Origin of the sequence: Pseudomonas sp. Root71 (genome assembly GCF_001429045.1) — a bacterium.
GTDB classification, from domain to species: Bacteria; Pseudomonadota; Gammaproteobacteria; order Pseudomonadales; family Pseudomonadaceae; genus Aquipseudomonas; species Aquipseudomonas monachiensis.
In genome coordinates, this window is the sequence record NZ_LMHY01000028.1 from 224,544 (window position 1) to 240,837 (window position 16,294).

Consider the following 16,294-nt stretch of genomic DNA (forward strand, 5'->3'; position numbering starts at 1 on the left):
GGGGACGCATTTCTTTGTAGGAGCTGCCGAAGGCTGCGATCTTTTCTGCCTGTAAGATCTCAAGGCTCCAACCCGATCCCCCGCAAAATCACACTGGTCACCGTCTGCACCGCCTTTTCGAACTGCATGTCCGACAGCGGCTGATGATCGTTGAGAATGTTCACCTGGTGATCGAAGTCGGCGTAGTGCTGGGTCGAGGCCCAGATCATGTACAGCAGGCTCGAGGGTTCCACCGGCAGGATGCGTTTGTCGTCCACCCACTGGCGGATTTTCGCTTCCTTCATCTTGGCCCAGTCGTACAGGCTCGCATCCAGCGCTTCGCCGAGGGTCGGCGCGCCATGGATGATTTCGTTGGCCCAGACTTTCGAACCGTACGGCCGGCTGCGGGAATGGTTCATCTTGGCGCGGATGTAGCTGCTGAGCACCACACGCGGGTCATCGAACATCTCGAAGCACAGCGCGTCCTGCTTCCAGACTTCCAGCAAGTCGAACAGCACGGCGCTGTACAACTCGGTCTTGGTGCTGAAGTAGTAGTGCAGGTTGGAACGCGGCAGTTGCACTTCAGCGGCGATGTCGGCCATGGCGGTGCTGCCGAAGCCCTTTTCAGCGAAGACTTTTTCCGCCCCCAGCAGGATTTTTTCGACGTTACTGCGACGTATCTCGATCTTGTGATTGCCCATGCGGATCCCCGACCCCAACGTTGAGCAAGACTAGCATCCGCTCTAGCTCGCGGCGACAGAGTCAAACCAAACATTTCACTCCCCATCTGCCAGACAGGTCATCGTATAACTTCCGATTGACAACACTGAAGCGGCCTGTAAATAATCGCCGCCAATGTTGTACGACGACGTATGACAAACAATAAAAACAAAAAAGAAAGGGAGCGTCACAGTGAGCAAGCTCGCCCGCAATTCGTCAATCCGTAGTTCACGGCCTACCCTCACCCGTCGCCATTCTCTCAGCCTGATCGGCTGCAGCGGCCTGGCCCTCGTCCTGCCCATCACCTGCCAGGCCGAAGGTTTCACCGACGACGCCAAGGCCACGTTGAACCTGCGCAACGCCTACATCAACCGCAACTACACCAACCCGGCCTACCCCCAGGGCAAGGCTGAAGAGTGGACGCAGAACTTCATTCTCGATGCCCGCTCCGGTTTCACCCAGGGTCCTGTGGGCTTCGGTGTCGATGTGCTTGGCCTGTACTCGCAGAAGCTCGATGGCGGCAAAGGCAGCGGCGGCACCCAACTGTTGCCGATCCACGACGACGGCCGCCCCGCCGACAATTTCGGCCGGCTCGGCGTGGCGCTCAAAGGCAAGATCTCGAAAACCGAATTGAAGGTCGGTGAATGGATGCCGGTGCTGCCGATCCTGCGTTCCGACGATGGCCGCTCGCTGCCGCAGACCTTCCAGGGCGCTCAGGTGACCTCCAGCGAAATCAGCGGCCTGACGCTCTATGGCGGTCAATTCCAGAAAAACAGCCCGCGTAACGACGCGAGCATGGAAGACATGTTCATGAACGGTAAAGCGGCGTTCACTTCGGACCGTTTCAACTTCGGCGGCGGTGAATATGCGTTCAATGAAAAGCGCACGCAGGTCGGTGTCTGGTACTCGGAACTCAGTGACATTTACCAGCAGCAATACTTCAACCTGACCCACAGCCAGCCCCTGGGCGACTGGACCCTGGGCGCCAACCTCGGCTACTTCATCGGCAAGGAGGACGGCAGCGCGCTGGCCGGTGACCTCGACAACAAGACCGCGTTCGCCCTGCTCTCGGCCAAATATGGCGGCAACACCTTCTACGTCGGCCTGCAAAAACTCACCGGCGATGACGTCTGGATGCGGGTCAACGGCACCAGCGGCGGCACCCTGGCCAACGACAGCTACAACTCCAGCTATGACAACGCCCGGGAGAAATCCTGGCAGGTGCGCCACGACTACAACTTCGCAGCCCTGGGCGTCCCCGGCCTGACCCTGATGAACCGCTACATCAGCGGTGACAACGTGCACACCGGGAAAATTACCGACGGCGAGGAATGGGGCCGCGAATCGGAGCTGGCCTACACCGTGCAGAGTGGTGCGTTGAAAAACCTCAACGTGAAATGGCGTAACGCAACGATTCGCAAGAGCTTCAGCACCAACGAATTCGATGAGAACCGGATTTTCATCAGCTATCCGATCAGCCTGCTGTAACCCCACCCTGGTATTTCAGTGCGTGCGGCTTGGTTCAGCCAAAGGAAACGACCCTCCGTCATTTTCAACCAATGTCGCGTTGACAAGAGCCGGAAACCCTAATGATACTCAGCACAGTCATACGATAACCTACAACGAACCAATAACAACAACTGTTTGTCCAGGATTCCCATGACGACCACTGCAACCACCCGCCCTCCTTTCAATCGCCTGCTGCTGACCGGCGCCGCCGGTGGCCTCGGGAAAGTCCTGCGCGAAAGCCTGCGCCCCTACGCCAATGTGATTCGCCTGTCGGACATCGCCGACATTGCGCCAGCCATCGATGACCGCGAAGAAGTCGTGCCGTGTGATCTGGCCGACAAGCAAGCCGTACATCAACTGGTCGAAGGCGTGGATGCGATCCTGCACTTCGGCGGGGTGTCGACCGAGCGCTCGTTCGAAGAGATCCTCGGCGCCAACATCTGCGGCGTGTTCCATATTTACGAAGCCGCGCGCCGCCACGGTGTGAAGCGAGTGATCTTCGCCAGCTCCAACCATGTGATCGGTTTCTACAGCCAGGACGAAGTCATCGATGCCCACTCCCCTCGCCGCCCGGACAGTTACTACGGCTTGTCCAAGTCCTACGGCGAAGACATGGCCACCTTCTACTTCGACCGCTATGGCATCGAGACCGTCAGCGTGCGTATCGGCTCGTCGTTCCCGGAACCGCACAACCGCCGGATGATGAGCACCTGGCTGAGCTTCGGCGACCTGACCCAACTGCTCGAGCGCGCCCTGCACACCCCGAATGTCGGCCACACCGTGGTCTATGGCATGTCCGACAACAAGGAGATCTGGTGGGACAACCGTTATGCCACGGCCCTGGGTTTTGCCCCGCAGGACAGCTCCGAAGTGTTCCGCGAAAAAGTCGAAGCCCAGCCGATGCCCGCCGCCGATGACCCGGCGCGGCTCTATCAGGGCGGCGCCTTCTGCGCAGCCGGGCCTTTCGGTGACTGAGCCTTCGCGCGTTGCTTGCCCCCCGACAAAAACCAAGGGAATGAGTTGCCATGCAAGCTGAACTGATTGTCGACGCCCGCAACGCGGTCGGTGAAAGCCCGGTCTGGGTGTCTGAGGAAAACGCGCTGTACTGGGTCGATATTCCCGCTGGCGGTTTACAGCGCTGGAGTGCCGACACCGGGCAAGTGGATGCCTGGAAAACCCCGCAGATGCTCGCTTGCATCGCCCGTCACCGGGACGGCGGCTGGGTCGCCGGCATGGAGAGCGGGTTCTTCCGCCTGCATCCGCGCCACGACGGCAGCCTCGACAGTGAACCGCTGGCCCAGGTCGAGCATGCCCGCACCGACATGCGTTTGAACGACGGCCGCTGTGACCGTCAGGGACGTTTCTGGGCCGGCAGCATGGTGCTGAACATGGGCGCCAACGCTGCCGAGGGGGCGTTGTATCGCTACAGCGCCGGGCAACCCGGGCCACTCGACGCGCGACTGAGCGGTTTCATCGTGCCCAACGGCCTGGGCTTCAGCCCGGACGGACGCACCCTGTACCTGTCCGACTCTCACCCTCAGGTCCAGCAGATCTGGGCCTTCGACTATGACATCGACACCGGTACGCCTTCGAATCGCCGCGTGTTCGTGGACATGAACCAGTATGAAGGTCGCCCCGACGGCGCAGCGGTCGACGCCGATGGCTGCTACTGGATTTGCGCCAACGACGCTGGCTTGATCCACCGTTTTACCCCCGCCGGCCGACTTGACCGTTCCCTCGCCGTACCGGTGAAAAAACCCACCATGTGCGCCTTCGGTGGCCCTCGACTGGACACGCTGTTCGTGACCTCGATCCGCCCCGGCGACGACCATGACCGGCAATCACTGGCCGGTGGCGTGTTCGCCCTCGACCCCGGAGTAAAAGGCTTACCCGAACCCCTGTTCAACGACTGACCTTCTCGAAAGAAAAGCGCTCCCGCTGCATCGCTGTGCCTTGAATAAAAAAAAACAATAAAACTGGAGACACCCCCATGGACTTCAAACGCACCTTGCTCGCCGCTGCACTTCCATTAGCCTTCTCCCTCAGCAGTGCCACCCAGGCACTGGAAATCAAATTCGCCGACATCCACCCCGCCGGTTACCCGACCGTGGTGGCTGAAGAGCAACTGGGCAAAACCCTGGTGGCCGACAGCAATGGCGCGCTGACCTTCAAGATGTTCGCCGGTGGCGTGCTCGGCTCGGAAAAAGAAGTGGTCGAACAGGCCCAGGTCGGTGCCGTGCAGATGGCCCGGGTCAGCCTCGGCATCGTCGGGCCGGTGGTGCCGGACGTGAACGTGTTCAACATGCCGTTCGTGTTCCGTGACCAGGCGCATATGCGCAAGGTCATCGACGGTGCGGTGGGCGATGAAATCCTCGACAAGATCACCAACTCCGAATTCAACCTGGTCGCCCTGGCCTGGATGGACGGCGGTACGCGCAACCTCTACACCAAGAAACCGGTACGAAGCCTTGAAGACCTCAAGGGCATGAAGATCCGCGTGCAAGGCAATCCGATGTTCATCGAAACCATCAACGCCATGGGCGGCAACGGTATCGCGATGGACACCGGCGAAATCTTCAGCGCCCTGCAGACCGGCGTGATCGACGGCGCGGAAAACAACCCGCCGACCCTGCTCGAACACAACCACTACCAGAATGCCAAGTACTACAGCCTGACCGGCCACCTGATCCTGCCCGAGCCGATCGTCATGTCAAAAATCACCTGGGAAAAGCTCACCCCCGAGCAGCAAGCCCTGGTGAAGAAAACCGCCAAGGCGGCCCAGGCCCAGGAACGCACCCTGTGGGATGCGAAATCGGCCAGCAGCGAAGAGAAACTCAAGGCCGCCGGCGTCGAGTTCATCACCGTCGACAAGAAACCTTTCTACGAGGCCACCGCCTCGATCCGCGAGAAATACGGCGCGCCCTACGCCGACCTGATCAAGCGCATCGAAGCCGTTCAGTAACCCTCCCTGCATTCAAGAAAGGCCCGGCGCCGCTGACGTTGGTGTACGTCAGTGCGCGCCCGGTTACGGTGGAACCCGATGAAGAATCTGCTGCTGCGTATCAACGACAGGATTTACATGGCCTGCATCTGGATTGCCGGCCTGTCGGTCCTGGCCATTTCCCTGATGATCCCCTGGGGCGTTTTTGCCCGTTATGTGCTCGGTACCGGCTCCAGTTGGCCGGAGCCCACCGCCATCCTGCTGATGATGGTGTTCACCTTCATCGGCGCCGCCGCCAGCTACCGGTCCGGTTCGCACATGGCGGTGGCGATGCTCACCGATCGCCTTGCGCCGAACCTGCGCAAGGCCGCGGCCATTGCCGCGCAACTGCTGATGGCGACCATCTGCCTGTTCATGGCCATCTGGGGCAGCAAGCTGTGCATGTCCACCTGGAACCAGTTCATGAGCGCCCTGCCGACCCTGCGCGTGGGCATCACCTACATGCCGATTCCGATTGGCGGCGTGCTGACGCTGGTGTTTGTCCTGGAAAAACTCTTGCTCGGTGACCAGAGCAACCGTCGGGTCGTGCGTTTCGACCTCGTTGAAGAAAACGAAGGGGCTGCCTGAATGGACGCTTTTATTCTGTTGGGCAGTTTTATCGCGTTGATCCTGATCGGCATGCCGGTCGCCTACGCCCTGGGGTTTGCCGCACTGATCGGCGCGTGGTGGATCGACATCCCGTTCCAGGCCCTGATGATCCAGGTGGCCGGGGGCGTGAACAAGTTCTCCCTGCTGGCGATTCCGTTCTTCGTCCTGGCGGGCGCGATCATGGCCGAGGGCGGCATGTCCCGGCGCCTGGTGGCGTTCGCCGGGGTGCTGGTGGGCTTCGTGCGTGGCGGCTTGTCGCTGGTCAATATCATGGCCTCGACCTTCTTTGGCGCGATCTCCGGTTCCTCGGTGGCGGACACCGCCTCGGTCGGTTCGGTGCTGATTCCGGAAATGGAACGCCGTGGTTATCCCCGGGAGTTCGCCACGGCAGTGACCGTCAGCGGTTCGGTGCAAGCGCTGCTGACACCGCCCAGCCACAACTCGGTGCTCTACTCCCTGGCCGCCGGCGGCACGGTGTCGATTGCCTCGCTGTTCATGGCCGGTGTGGTGCCGGGCCTGTTGATGAGCGCGTGCCTGATGGTGCTGTGCCTGATCTTCGCCAAGAAGCGCGACTACCCGAAAGGCGAAGTCATCCCGATGCGCGAAGCGCTGAAGATCTGCGGCGAAGCGTTGTGGGGCCTGATGGCGATGGTGATCATCCTCGGCGGCATCCTGTCGGGTATTTTCACCGCCACCGAGTCGGCGGCGATTGCCGTGCTGTGGTCGTTCTTCGTGACCATGTTCATCTACCGCGACTACAAATGGAGCGAACTGCCCAAACTGATGCACCGCACCGTGCGCACGATTTCGATCGTGATGATCCTGATCGGTTTCGCCGCCAGCTTCGGCTACATCATGACCCTGATGCAGATCCCGGCGAAGATCACCACGCTGTTCCTGACCCTGTCGGACAACCGCTACGTGATCCTGATGTGCATCAACGTCATGCTGCTGTTGCTCGGTACGGTCATGGACATGGCGCCGTTGATCCTGATTCTCACGCCGATCCTGATGCCGGTGATCCTCGGCATAGGCGTGGATCCGGTGCAGTTCGGCATGATCATGCTGGTGAACCTGGGCATTGGCTTGATTACACCGCCGGTGGGTGCGGTACTCTTTGTGGGGTCAGCCGTGGGTAAAGTCAGCATTGAATCCACCGTCAAAGCCCTGCTGCCGTTCTACGGCGTGCTGTTCCTGGTGCTGTTGGCCGTGACCTACATTCCGGCACTGTCGCTGTGGTTGCCGCATCTGGTGTTGTAAACCCTTAAAAAGATCACAGCCTTCGGCAGCTCCTGCGTCGGACACGGTTTCCTGTAGGAGCTGCCGCAGGCTGCGATCTTTTCCACCATTGAACGCGAATCGATAAACCATGAACCTTCTGCAACTCGAAGACGAATTCACCCACCTCACCCTCGCCCCGGAACTCGGCGCCAGCCTCGTCAACTGGACCGTGCGCAGCACTGGCCAGCCCTTGTTGCGACACGCTGATGCTCATGCCCTGAACACCGGCCTTCCCGGCAAGCTCGGCTGTTTTCCCTTGATCCCCTGGTCCAACCGTATCGCCGATGGCGGTTTCGATTGCCCCGATGGCTGGCTGGCACTGGCGCCCAACAGCCTCACCGATCCCCTGCCGATTCACGGCAGCGCCTGGCAGCAGGCGTGGGACGTGGTTTCGCGGTCGAAAAATGAAGTGCTCCTGCAACTCGACAGCACAACCCCCTTCGCTTATCGCGCCCGGCAACGTTTCCATTTGAGCGCGGGCAAGCTGAGCATCGAACTGCACGTCACGCACCTGGCTGAACACGCTGCGTGGCATGGCCTGGGACTGCATCCGTACCTGCCGCGCACACCGAACACCCGCCTACAGGCGCCCGCCCGGCATGTGTGGATGTGCGACGGGGCAAAACTGCCGACCGAACTCGGCGCATTGCCGGTCGAGTGGGATTTCCAGCAACTGAAGGCATTGCCACAATCCCTGGTGGACAACAGTTTCTGCGAATGGAACGGCCACTGCCTGATCGAGCAAGCGGATCTTGGTTACGCGCTCGACTGCCAGGCCACCGGCAGCGACTACTACCTGCTCTACTGCCCTGTGGGCCTGGGGTTTTTCTGCATCGAACCGGTGAGCCACCCGGTCAACGCGCACCACCTGCCCGGCCGGCCAGGGTTGCGTTTGCTGGAACAGGGTCAATCCACCGAACTGGGCTTCACCCTGCAGTACCGGCCGCTTCAGGCAGATACCCCCAACAATTGACTCAACACCGCTCGCAACTTGCCGGGCTTCACCGGTTTGTTCAGCAAGGGTGCGTTGAGTCGCTGCAACGCACGCCGACAATGGTCGGTGCGGTCGGCGGTAATGATCACCGCGGGAATGTCCTGGTGAAAATGCTCGCGCAAATGTCGCACCACATCACAGCCGACCACCCCGTGATCGAGGTGATAGTCCGCCAGAATCAGTTCCGGCGCCTGCCCGCGCAGCGCCGCCAGCGCAGCCTCTTCATCGGTGGCGACCAGGACGTCGCAGCCCCACTGCCCGAGCAACGCGCTCATGCTGTCGAGAATGCTCACTTCGTTGTCGATCACCAGTAAACGGCGGCCCGGCAGCGGGTTGCCGGTGCCCGGTTGTGGCACCGCCTGGCTCACGGGCAGCGGAACCTCGTCGGATATCGGCACCTCGATGCTGAACATCGAACCCCGCCCCGGTAACGAGTACACGCCGATCCTGTAGCCAAGGATCTTGGCGATGCGCTCGACAATCGCCAGCCCCAGGCCCACGCCCTTGCGGTCGGCGGCGCGGCCGACGTCCAGCTGGTTGAACTCGAGGAAGATCGAATCGAGCCGGTCGGCGGCTATGCCACGCCCGGTGTCCCAGACCTCCAGGCGCAACATCTCGCCCCGACGCCTTGCCGCCAGCAGGATGCTGCCTTCATCGGTGTAGCGGCAGGCATTGCTGAGAAAGTTGCGCAGGATCCGCGTCATCAGGCGCAAGTCGGTACTGATGGCGTAATCGGCCATGCGCACCCGCAGGTTCAAGCCGGCCGCCTGGGTGACAGACTGGAACTCCGACACCAGCGGCCCGAGCAGTTCGTCGAGGCGGTACAACGCAACGTCCGGTTTGACCGCGGCCTGGTCGAGCCGGGAAATGTCGAGCAGATCCGTCAGCAGGTCTTCGGCCCCTTCCAGGGCCTGGTGAGTGCGCTCCACCAGCACCTGTTCGGCTTCCGGCAATTTGCGTTCACGCAAGGTCGAGATCAGCAACCGCGCGGCGTTCAGCGGTTGCAGCAGGTCGTGGCTGGCGGCGGCGAGGTATTTGTCCTTGCTGTGATTGGCGGCCTCGGCGGCATCGCGGGCGTCGCGCAAGGCCTTGGCGATCTGTTTACGCTGGGTGATCTGCTGCTGAAGGTTACGGTTGGCCTCGAGCAATTCATCGGTGCGCGCCACGACGCGCTGCTCCAGTTCGTCATTGAGTTGCTGCAGGCGTCGCTGGGCCAGTTTGCGCTCGGTGATATCGGAGACGAACCCTTCCACCAGCCCCTCCTGGCCGGGCTTGAGCAGCAGGTTCATCAATACATCCAGGTGACTGCCGTCCTTGCGCCGCAAACGGGTTTCATAGCCGTGCAGGCTGCGCTGGTGCCGGAGGATTTCGCCAATGCTTTCCAGCTCCTGCGCGCCGTCGACGAACAGGGTGCTGCCCAGGTCAGTCAGGGAGAACAGCACCTCCTGCGGGTCCTGGTAACCGAGCATGCGTGCCAGTGCCGGGTTGGCGGCGCGCATGCCGTCGTGCAGGCTGGCCTGGAAGATGCCGTGCACCGCGTTTTCGAACAGCCACTTGTAGCGGTTACGCTCGGCTTCCAGATCATCCAGGCGCGCGGCCAGTTCCGGGTAATGACTCTTGCGCGCCGAGTGGCTGCCCAGCCCCAGCAGCCCGGCCAGGGCCCGTTGTTGCTCGTCAGAGGGCTTCGCCATAGACGACCTCGACATCACGCTGGCTGGATTCGCGCGGGTTGGTCAGGATGCACGGGTCGTGCATCGCATGCTGCGACAGGAACGGAATATCCGAGGTCCTGACGCCATGCAAACCAAGGGTTTCGTGAAAGCCGATGGCGTGCTTGAGGGCGATCAGGTGTTCGACCAGGCGCCCGCAGATCTGCCGGTGATTCAGGCCTCGGCAGTCGATGCCCAACGTCTCGGCGATCACCTTGAAGCGGTCTGGCGCCGAGTTGTAGTTGAAGGCCACCACGTGCTCGACAAGGACCGCGTTGCACAGGCCGTGGGGCAGATCGAGAAAGCCGCCGAGGCTGTGGGACATGGCATGCACGGCACCAAGGATGGCGTTGGAGAACGCCAGCCCGGCCTGCATGCTGCCGAGCATGATCTTCTCGCGCAGGGCGATGTCCGTCGGGTTGGCGATCATTTGCACCAGGTTGCCATTGATCAGGCGCATCGCCTCCAGCGCATGGGGGTCGGTCAGCGGCCCGTGGCCGGTGGACACGAAGGCTTCGATGGCATGCACCAACGCGTCAATGCCGGTACAGGCCGACAGGAACGGGTCCATGCTCAGGGTGGTTTCCGGGTCGATCAGCGAAACGTCCGGTACCACCGCCTTGCTGACGATGGAGAACTTCATGCGTTCCTGCTGGTTGGAAATGATCACGAACTGCGAGACGTCCGCCGAGGTGCCGGCGGTGGTCGGAATCAGGATCAGCGGCGGGCTGGGCACGCGGATGGTGTCCACACCCTCGAAATCGAGAATGCTGCGGCCATGGGCAACGACGATACCGATGCCTTTGCCGCAGTCCATCGGGCTGCCACCACCGACGGCGACGATCACGTCGCAGTGGTTTTCCCGGTACATCTCGGCACCGAGCATTACCTCTTCGACCCGAGGGTTGGGCGAGACATCACTGTAAAGGCAATACTCGATACCCAGGGCTTGCAGGCTGGCTTCGACATCGGCGACCCAGCCAGCGGCAATCACGCCGGGATCACTGACCACCAGGACCTTGCGTGCGCCAAAGGTCTTGGCGTAATTGCCGACACTGTGCCGGCTACCGGCACCGAAGATGATTTCAGGTGAAACGAACTTACGCAGCTGGTTGAGACTCTGGCTCATTGGAAAGCCTGTTTTTATTGTTTTGGAAGGTAGAAACCACACTAAACCATCCAGCTGTGAATGCAATCAGACCAAAGAACAGCGCTGCCCGGGCTGTAACAGATCCCTGTGGGAGCGGGCTTGCTCGCGAAAGCGGAGTGTCAGTCACCATCAATATTGACTGACAGGGCCTCTTCGCGAGCAAGCCGGCTCCCACAGGGGATCTGCGGCGCTAGAACTATCCGCGATAGATCAGCTGCGAAGCCTTCGCATTACGCAATGTGAGGTGTTCGATCCCCAACCCCGGTGCCTGCGCTTCCTCCCGGGCCTTGAGGATCACGCCGTGGTGCGCAGACTTGCTGCACACCGGGTCGGCATTGCTGGCATCGCCGGTCAGCATGAAAGCCTGGCAGCGACACCCGCCCAGGTCCTTGTGCTTTTCATCGCAGGAGCGGCATGGCTCCTTCATCCAGTCATCGCCGCGAAAACGATTGAAGCCGAACGAGTCGTTCCAGATGTGCGAGAGGCTGTGCTCGCGCACATTGGGAAACTGCACCGGTAACTGCCGGGCGCTGTGGCAAGGCAAGGCCGTGCCGTCGGGAGTGATGTCGAGAAACAGGTTGGCCCAGCCGTTCATGCAGGTCTTGGGACGCTCTTCGTAGTAGTCCGGGGTGACGAAGATCAGCTTGCACGGGTGGCCCTGGGCTTCAAGGCGTTGGCGGTACTCGTTGGTGATGCGCTCGGCACGCTGCAATTGCTCGCGGGTGGGCAACAGGCCGACGCGATTCAGTTCGGCCCAGCCATAGAACTGGCAGGTGGCCAATTCGACGAAGTCCGCTTCCAGCTCCAGGCACAGTTCGATGATCTGCGCGATCCGGTCGATGTTGTGCCGATGGGTGACGAAGTTCAGCACCATCGGATAACCCTGGGCTTTCACCGCACGGGCCATGGCGAGTTTCTGGGCGAAGGCCTTGCGCGAACCGGCGAGCATGTTGTTCACCGCCTCGTCGGCGGCCTGGAAGCTGATCTGGATATGGTCCAGCCCGGCCACCTTGAAGTCACGCACCTTCTGCTCGGTCAGGCCGATGCCGGAGGTGATCAGGTTGGTGTAGTAGCCCATGTCCCGGGCGGCCTTGATCAGTTCGGCGAGGTCCTGGCGTACCAGCGGCTCGCCACCGGAAAAGCCCAATTGCGCGGCGCCCATGTCCCGCGCTTCACGGAATACACGAATCCATTCCTCCGTGCTCAGTTCCTCGCCGTGCCGGGCAAAATCCAGCGGGTTGGAGCAATAGGGGCACTGCAGCGGACAGCGGTAGGTCAGCTCGGCGAGCAGCCACAACGGCGGTCCGGGCAGCGTCTCACTCGATCCAGAATTGCGCATGGGCCACCTCCAGAAACGCCAGCACGTCTTCGTCGATCCCCGGTACGCCGGGAAAATTCGCGCTCAATCGCTCGATGATCGCCGCCACGCTGCGCTGGCCATCCACCAGGTCGAGAATCTGTCCGGCACTGGCATTGAGCTTGATCATGCCTTCGGGGTACAGCAGCACGTGGCAGTCCTGACGGGGCTCCCATTGCAGACGAAAACCGCGACGCAAGGCCGGTGACTGTTGGCGATTGATCAGGCTCACAGGGCGATCCCCCGGTGCCAGACTTTGTTATCGGTAACCGTGTGATACGGCGGGCGCGCAAGCTCGTAGGCCATGCTCATGGCATCGAGCATGCTCCACAGCACGTCGAGCTTGAATTGCAGAATCTGCAGCATGCGTTGTTGCCCCTCGGCCGTCACGTAGTGCGCCAGGGTGACGCGCAAGCCATGCTCGACATCGCGCCGCGCCTGGCTCAGGCGCGTGCGGAAATAGTCGTAGCCAGCAGCGTCGATCCATGGGTAGTGGGTCGGCCAGGCGTCGAGTCGCGACTGATGGATCTGGGGGGCAAAGAGTTCGGTCAGCGAACTGCTGGCCGCTTCCTGCCAGCACGCGCGACGGGCGAAATTGACGTAGGCGTCCACCGCGAAACGCACGCCGGGCAGCACCCGTTCCTGGGAGAGGATCTGCTCGCGATCCAGCCCCACCGCTTCGCCCAGGCGTAGCCAGGCTTCGATGCCGCCCTCGCTGCCGGGGACACCATCGTGGTCGAGGATCCGTTGCAGCCATTCCCGGCGCACGTCGCGGTCCGGGCAGTTGGCGAGAATCGCGGCGTCCTTCAGGGGGATGTTGATCTGATAGTAGAAGCGATTGGCGACCCAGCCCTGGATCTGCTCGCGGCTGGCGCGGCCGGCGTACATGGCTTGGTGGAAGGGATGGTGGATGTGGTAGTAGGCGCCCTTGGCGCGCAGGGCGGCTTCGAATTCTGTGGGGGACATGGGGGTGTCAGTCATTTTGTTCTCCGGGAATTTTTGCGGTGCCCGCGCTGGCCCTATCGCGAGCAAGCTCGCTCCCACAGGTGTTCGGTGGGAACACAAATTTCATGTACTGCAGAAATCCATTGTGGGAGCGGGCTTGCTCGCGAAGGTGTCAGTCGCTACAGCACGATATCCATGCCGTCATAAGCCACTTCGATCCCCCGCCGCTCCAGCAGCGCCCGCTCGGCCGAGTCTTCATCGAGAATGGGATTGGTGTTGTTGATGTGGATCAGCACCTTGCGCTGGCGGTTGAACCCCTCCAGCACTTCAAGCATCCCGCCGGGGCCGCTTTGCGGGAGGTGCCCCATTTCGCTGCCCAGGCTCTGGCCGACTTCGCAAATACGCATCTCGTCGTCGCGCCACATTGTGCCGTCCAGCAGCAGGCAATCGGCGCGCTGCATCCAGCCCAGCACTTCATCGTCGATTCGACCAAGGCCCGGGGCATAGAACAGCGATGCGCCGTTGCGCAGGTCTTCAATGAACAAGCCAATGGTGTCGCCCGGTTGCGGATTGCCGCGATTGGGCGAATACGGCGGCGCGTTGCTCACCAGGGGAACCGCGCGAAATTGCAGATGCCCGCAGGCCGCGATGCTGAATGGCTGGCGATCGAGGCCGACCGGTTGCCAGTGCAATCCGCCGTTCCAGTGTCCGAGCATGTTGAACAACGGGAAACCGCTGCTCAGGTCCTGGTGCACGCGCTCGGTGCACCACACGTCATGCGGGCAACCTTCACGCAGGCTGAGCAAACCGGTGCAATGGTCAATCTGGCTGTCCAGCAGCACGATGCCGGCGATGGCGCTGTCACGCAGGCGCCGCGCCGGTTGCAATGGCGCAAAACTCTCGAATTGCGCGCGAATGTCCGGTGACGCGTTACACAGCACCCACTCGACACCGTCGTCACTCAGGGCAATCGACGACTGCGTACGGCGCTGTGCCCGCAGGCTGCCATTGCGCACCCCGGCGCACTGGCTGCAGTTGCAATTCCACTGGGGGAAACCACCGCCAGCGGCGGAACCGAGAACGCGGATGTGCATGGCGGATGCTCCAGAAGGCAGGCCCGGCCAACGCATCGGCTGGCCGGGTGATCAATCAACGGTTGGCGAAATACATCGTCACTTCGAAGCCAATGCGCAGATCGGTAAACGCGGGTTTAGTCCACATGGGTCATTCCTCTTCTTGTGCCCGGGTGATTCCGGTAGAGCCATTAATGCACGGGGCAACGGGTGCCCGAATGCTACTTTCGAAGGAGTTGGCGGGGTGATTTGGTAGGGGGTGTTGCACAAATTCTGTACACACCAAAAACCAATGTGGGAGCGAGCTTGCTCGCGATGACGGCGCAACAGTCAACATAGATGTTGGATGTCATGGCCTCATCGCGAGCAAGCTCGCTCCCACAGGTTTTTCAGTGTTCTTGAGGAATCAGAAGAACCCCAGCGGATTGATGTCGTAGCTCACCAGCAGGTTTTTGGTCTGCTGATAGTGGTCAAGCATCATCTTGTGGTTTTCCCGACCGACGCCGGACTTCTTGTAGCCACCGAACGCCGCGTGCGCCGGGTACAGGTGGTAGCAGTTGGTCCACACGCGCCCGGCCTTGATCGCCCGGCCCATGCGGTAGGCGCGGTTGATGTCGCGGGTCCACAGGCCGGCACCGAGGCCGAACTCGCTGTCGTTGGCAATAGCCAGGGCTTCGGCTTCGTCCTTGAAGGTGGTGATCCCCACCACCGGGCCGAAGATTTCTTCCTGGAACACACGCATCTTGTTGTGACCCTTGAGCAGGGTCGGCTGGATGTAGTAACCGCTGGACAGGTCGCCCTCCAGACGTTCGGCCGCGCCGCCGGTGAGCAGCTCGGCGCCCTCCTCCTGGGCAATGGTCAGGTACGAGAGAATCTTGTCGTATTGCTGCTCGGACGCCTGGGCGCCGACCATGGTCTCGGTGTCCAGCGGGTTACCACGCTTGATCTTGACGATTTTCTTCATCACCTCGGCCATGAACGGCTCGTAGATCGACTCCTGGACCAGCGCCCGGGACGGGCAGGTGCAGACTTCGCCCTGGTTGAAGAACGCCAGCACCAGGCCTTCGGCGGCTTTTTCGATGAACTCGGGTTCCGCGTTCATGATGTCTTCGAAGAAGATGTTCGGCGACTTGCCTCCCAGCTCGACGGTGCTCGGGATGATGTTCTCGGCGGCGCAATGCATGATGTGCGCGCCCACCGGGGTCGAGCCGGTGAAGGCGATCTTGGCGATGCGCTTGCTGGTGGCCAGGGCCTCGCCGGCTTCGCGACCGAAGCCCTGGACGATGTTCAGCACGCCCGCCGGCAGCAGGTCGGCGATCAGCTCGGCGAAGACCATGATCGACAGCGGTGTTTGCTCGGCAGGCTTGAGCACGATGCAGTTGCCGGCGGCCAGGGCCGGGGCGAGTTTCCAGGCGGCCATCAGCAGCGGGAAGTTCCACGGAATGATCTGCCCGACCACGCCCAAGGGTTCATGGAAGTGATAGGCCGTGGTCAGCTCGTTGATCTCCGCAGCCCCGCCTTCCTGGGCGCGGATGCAGCCGGCGAAGTAACGGAAGTGGTCGGCCGCCAGCGGCACGTCGGCGTTCAGGGTTTCGCGCACGGCCTTGCCGTTATCCCAGGTTTCGGTGACGGCCAGCACTTCCAGGTTCTGCTCGATGCGGTCGGCGATTTTCAGCAGCACCAGGGAGCGGTCCTGGGCCGAGGTTTTGCCCCAGGCGTCGGCAGCGGCATGGGCAGCGTCGAGAGCCTTGTCGATGTCGGCGGCGCTGGAGCGCGGGAATTCGGCGATCACTTCACCGTTGACCGGCGAGGTGTTGGTGAAGTACTCGCCATTGATCGGGGCAACAAACTCGCCACCGATGAAGTTGCCGTAGCGCGGCTTGAAGGTAATGACGGCGCCTGGGGTTCCGGGTTGTGCGTAGATCATGGTGGGCCTCTGTCTGGGTCGATGCCTGTCGTACTGACAGGCGATGAACCGATACTAGAGA

At 61.6% G+C, this 16,294-nt stretch carries 16 protein-coding genes; 7 read left to right on the forward strand and 9 right to left on the reverse strand.

The genetic code is table 11. From position 1 onward, the window contains the following. Positions 1-59: 59 nt before the first annotated feature. Positions 60-680, reverse strand: coding sequence for a TetR/AcrR family transcriptional regulator (locus ASD95_RS23365; protein WP_008046717.1), 621 nt, complete (start codon positions 678-680; stop codon positions 60-62). Positions 681-891: 211 nt separating this feature from the next. Between ASD95_RS23365 and ASD95_RS23370 the strand changes: the two genes are divergently transcribed. From ASD95_RS23370 to ASD95_RS23400, 7 genes are all read left to right on the forward strand, one after another. After that, on the forward strand, positions 892-2,187 hold the full coding sequence (locus ASD95_RS23370; RefSeq protein WP_056727760.1) for an OprD family porin: 1,296 nt from the start codon (positions 892-894) through the stop codon (positions 2,185-2,187). Between the two features lie 171 nt (positions 2,188-2,358). Continuing rightward, entirely contained in the window at positions 2,359-3,183 is an 825-nt protein-coding gene (locus ASD95_RS23375) for an NAD-dependent epimerase/dehydratase family protein (RefSeq protein WP_056727762.1), read from the forward strand. Positions 3,184-3,233: 50 nt separating this feature from the next. Next, positions 3,234-4,121, forward strand: a complete 888-nt coding sequence (locus ASD95_RS23380; protein ID WP_056727764.1) for an SMP-30/gluconolactonase/LRE family protein — start codon at positions 3,234-3,236, stop codon at positions 4,119-4,121. Positions 4,122-4,198: 77 nt separating this feature from the next. Continuing rightward, entirely contained in the window at positions 4,199-5,170 is a 972-nt protein-coding gene (locus ASD95_RS23385; protein WP_056727766.1) for a TRAP transporter substrate-binding protein, read from the forward strand. Positions 5,171-5,248: 78 nt separating this feature from the next. Further along, positions 5,249-5,776, forward strand: coding sequence for a TRAP transporter small permease (locus ASD95_RS23390; protein ID WP_056727770.1), 528 nt, complete (start codon positions 5,249-5,251; stop codon positions 5,774-5,776). Then, entirely contained in the window at positions 5,777-7,057 is a 1,281-nt protein-coding gene (locus tag ASD95_RS23395) for a TRAP transporter large permease (RefSeq protein WP_046037280.1), read from the forward strand. A gap of 109 nt (positions 7,058-7,166) precedes the next feature. Further along, on the forward strand, positions 7,167-8,051 hold the full coding sequence (locus ASD95_RS23400) for an aldose 1-epimerase (protein WP_056727772.1): 885 nt from the start codon (positions 7,167-7,169) through the stop codon (positions 8,049-8,051). On the opposite strand, the gene ASD95_RS23405 is transcribed toward ASD95_RS23400, so the two are convergent. The 8 genes from ASD95_RS23405 to exaC all read right to left on the reverse strand — a co-directional run bounded on the left by ASD95_RS23405 (position 8,027) and on the right by exaC (position 16,233). Beyond that, a complete protein-coding gene (locus ASD95_RS23405) occupies positions 8,027-9,763 on the reverse strand; it encodes a PAS domain-containing hybrid sensor histidine kinase/response regulator (RefSeq protein ID WP_056727775.1) in 1,737 nt (578 codons plus the stop codon). The genes ASD95_RS23400 and ASD95_RS23405 overlap by 25 nt on opposite strands. After that, entirely contained in the window at positions 9,747-10,910 is a 1,164-nt protein-coding gene (gene ercA, locus ASD95_RS23410; RefSeq protein WP_056727778.1) for an alcohol dehydrogenase-like regulatory protein ErcA, read from the reverse strand. The genes ASD95_RS23405 and ercA overlap by 17 nt, the downstream gene beginning before the upstream one ends. A gap of 217 nt (positions 10,911-11,127) precedes the next feature. Further along, positions 11,128-12,270, reverse strand: a complete 1,143-nt coding sequence (pqqE, locus tag ASD95_RS23415; protein WP_056727781.1) for a pyrroloquinoline quinone biosynthesis protein PqqE — start codon at positions 12,268-12,270, stop codon at positions 11,128-11,130. Next, positions 12,248-12,520: a pyrroloquinoline quinone biosynthesis peptide chaperone PqqD gene (gene pqqD / locus ASD95_RS23420; protein WP_056727783.1), complete on the reverse strand. Its 273-nt coding sequence runs from the start codon at positions 12,518-12,520 to the stop codon at positions 12,248-12,250. The genes pqqE and pqqD overlap by 23 nt, the downstream gene beginning before the upstream one ends. Then, on the reverse strand, positions 12,517-13,269 hold the full coding sequence (gene pqqC, locus ASD95_RS23425) for a pyrroloquinoline-quinone synthase PqqC (RefSeq protein WP_056727785.1): 753 nt from the start codon (positions 13,267-13,269) through the stop codon (positions 12,517-12,519). Before pqqC ends, pqqD begins: the two co-directional genes overlap by 4 nt. A gap of 143 nt (positions 13,270-13,412) precedes the next feature. After that, the gene (pqqB, locus tag ASD95_RS23430) at positions 13,413-14,327 is read right to left on the reverse strand and encodes a pyrroloquinoline quinone biosynthesis protein PqqB (protein ID WP_056727787.1); all 915 of its coding nucleotides are present in this window, start codon (positions 14,325-14,327) and stop codon (positions 13,413-13,415) included. A 55-nt stretch (positions 14,328-14,382) separates the two neighbouring features. After that, positions 14,383-14,454, reverse strand: coding sequence for a pyrroloquinoline quinone precursor peptide PqqA (gene pqqA / locus ASD95_RS28905; protein WP_003253598.1), 72 nt, complete (start codon positions 14,452-14,454; stop codon positions 14,383-14,385). Between the two features lie 258 nt (positions 14,455-14,712). Beyond that, entirely contained in the window at positions 14,713-16,233 is a 1,521-nt protein-coding gene (gene exaC, locus ASD95_RS23435; RefSeq protein WP_056727788.1) for an acetaldehyde dehydrogenase ExaC, read from the reverse strand. Positions 16,234-16,294: the final 61 nt, after the last annotated feature.

Bases quoted from the DNA above. Each gene is read 5' to 3' on its own strand.
- ASD95_RS23365 (WP_008046717.1), bottom strand. From the start codon at position 680: ATGGGCAATCACAAGATCGAGATACGTCGCAGTAACGTCGAAAAAATC.
- ASD95_RS23375 (WP_056727762.1), top strand. From the start codon at position 2,359: ATGACGACCACTGCAACCACCCGCCCTCCTTTCAATCGCCTGCTGCTG.
- ASD95_RS23380 (WP_056727764.1), top strand. From the start codon at position 3,234: ATGCAAGCTGAACTGATTGTCGACGCCCGCAACGCGGTCGGTGAAAGC.
- ASD95_RS23385 (WP_056727766.1), top strand. From the start codon at position 4,199: ATGGACTTCAAACGCACCTTGCTCGCCGCTGCACTTCCATTAGCCTTC.
- ASD95_RS23390 (WP_056727770.1), top strand. From the start codon at position 5,249: ATGAAGAATCTGCTGCTGCGTATCAACGACAGGATTTACATGGCCTGC.
- ASD95_RS23395 (WP_046037280.1), top strand. From the start codon at position 5,777: ATGGACGCTTTTATTCTGTTGGGCAGTTTTATCGCGTTGATCCTGATC.
- ASD95_RS23400 (WP_056727772.1), top strand. From the start codon at position 7,167: ATGAACCTTCTGCAACTCGAAGACGAATTCACCCACCTCACCCTCGCC.
- ASD95_RS23405 (WP_056727775.1), bottom strand. From the start codon at position 9,763: ATGGCGAAGCCCTCTGACGAGCAACAACGGGCCCTGGCCGGGCTGCTG.
- ercA (WP_056727778.1), bottom strand. From the start codon at position 10,910: ATGAGCCAGAGTCTCAACCAGCTGCGTAAGTTCGTTTCACCTGAAATC.
- pqqE (WP_056727781.1), bottom strand. From the start codon at position 12,270: ATGCGCAATTCTGGATCGAGTGAGACGCTGCCCGGACCGCCGTTGTGG.
- pqqC (WP_056727785.1), bottom strand. From the start codon at position 13,269: ATGACTGACACCCCCATGTCCCCCACAGAATTCGAAGCCGCCCTGCGC.
- pqqB (WP_056727787.1), bottom strand. From the start codon at position 14,327: ATGCACATCCGCGTTCTCGGTTCCGCCGCTGGCGGTGGTTTCCCCCAG.
- exaC (WP_056727788.1), bottom strand. From the start codon at position 16,233: ATGATCTACGCACAACCCGGAACCCCAGGCGCCGTCATTACCTTCAAG.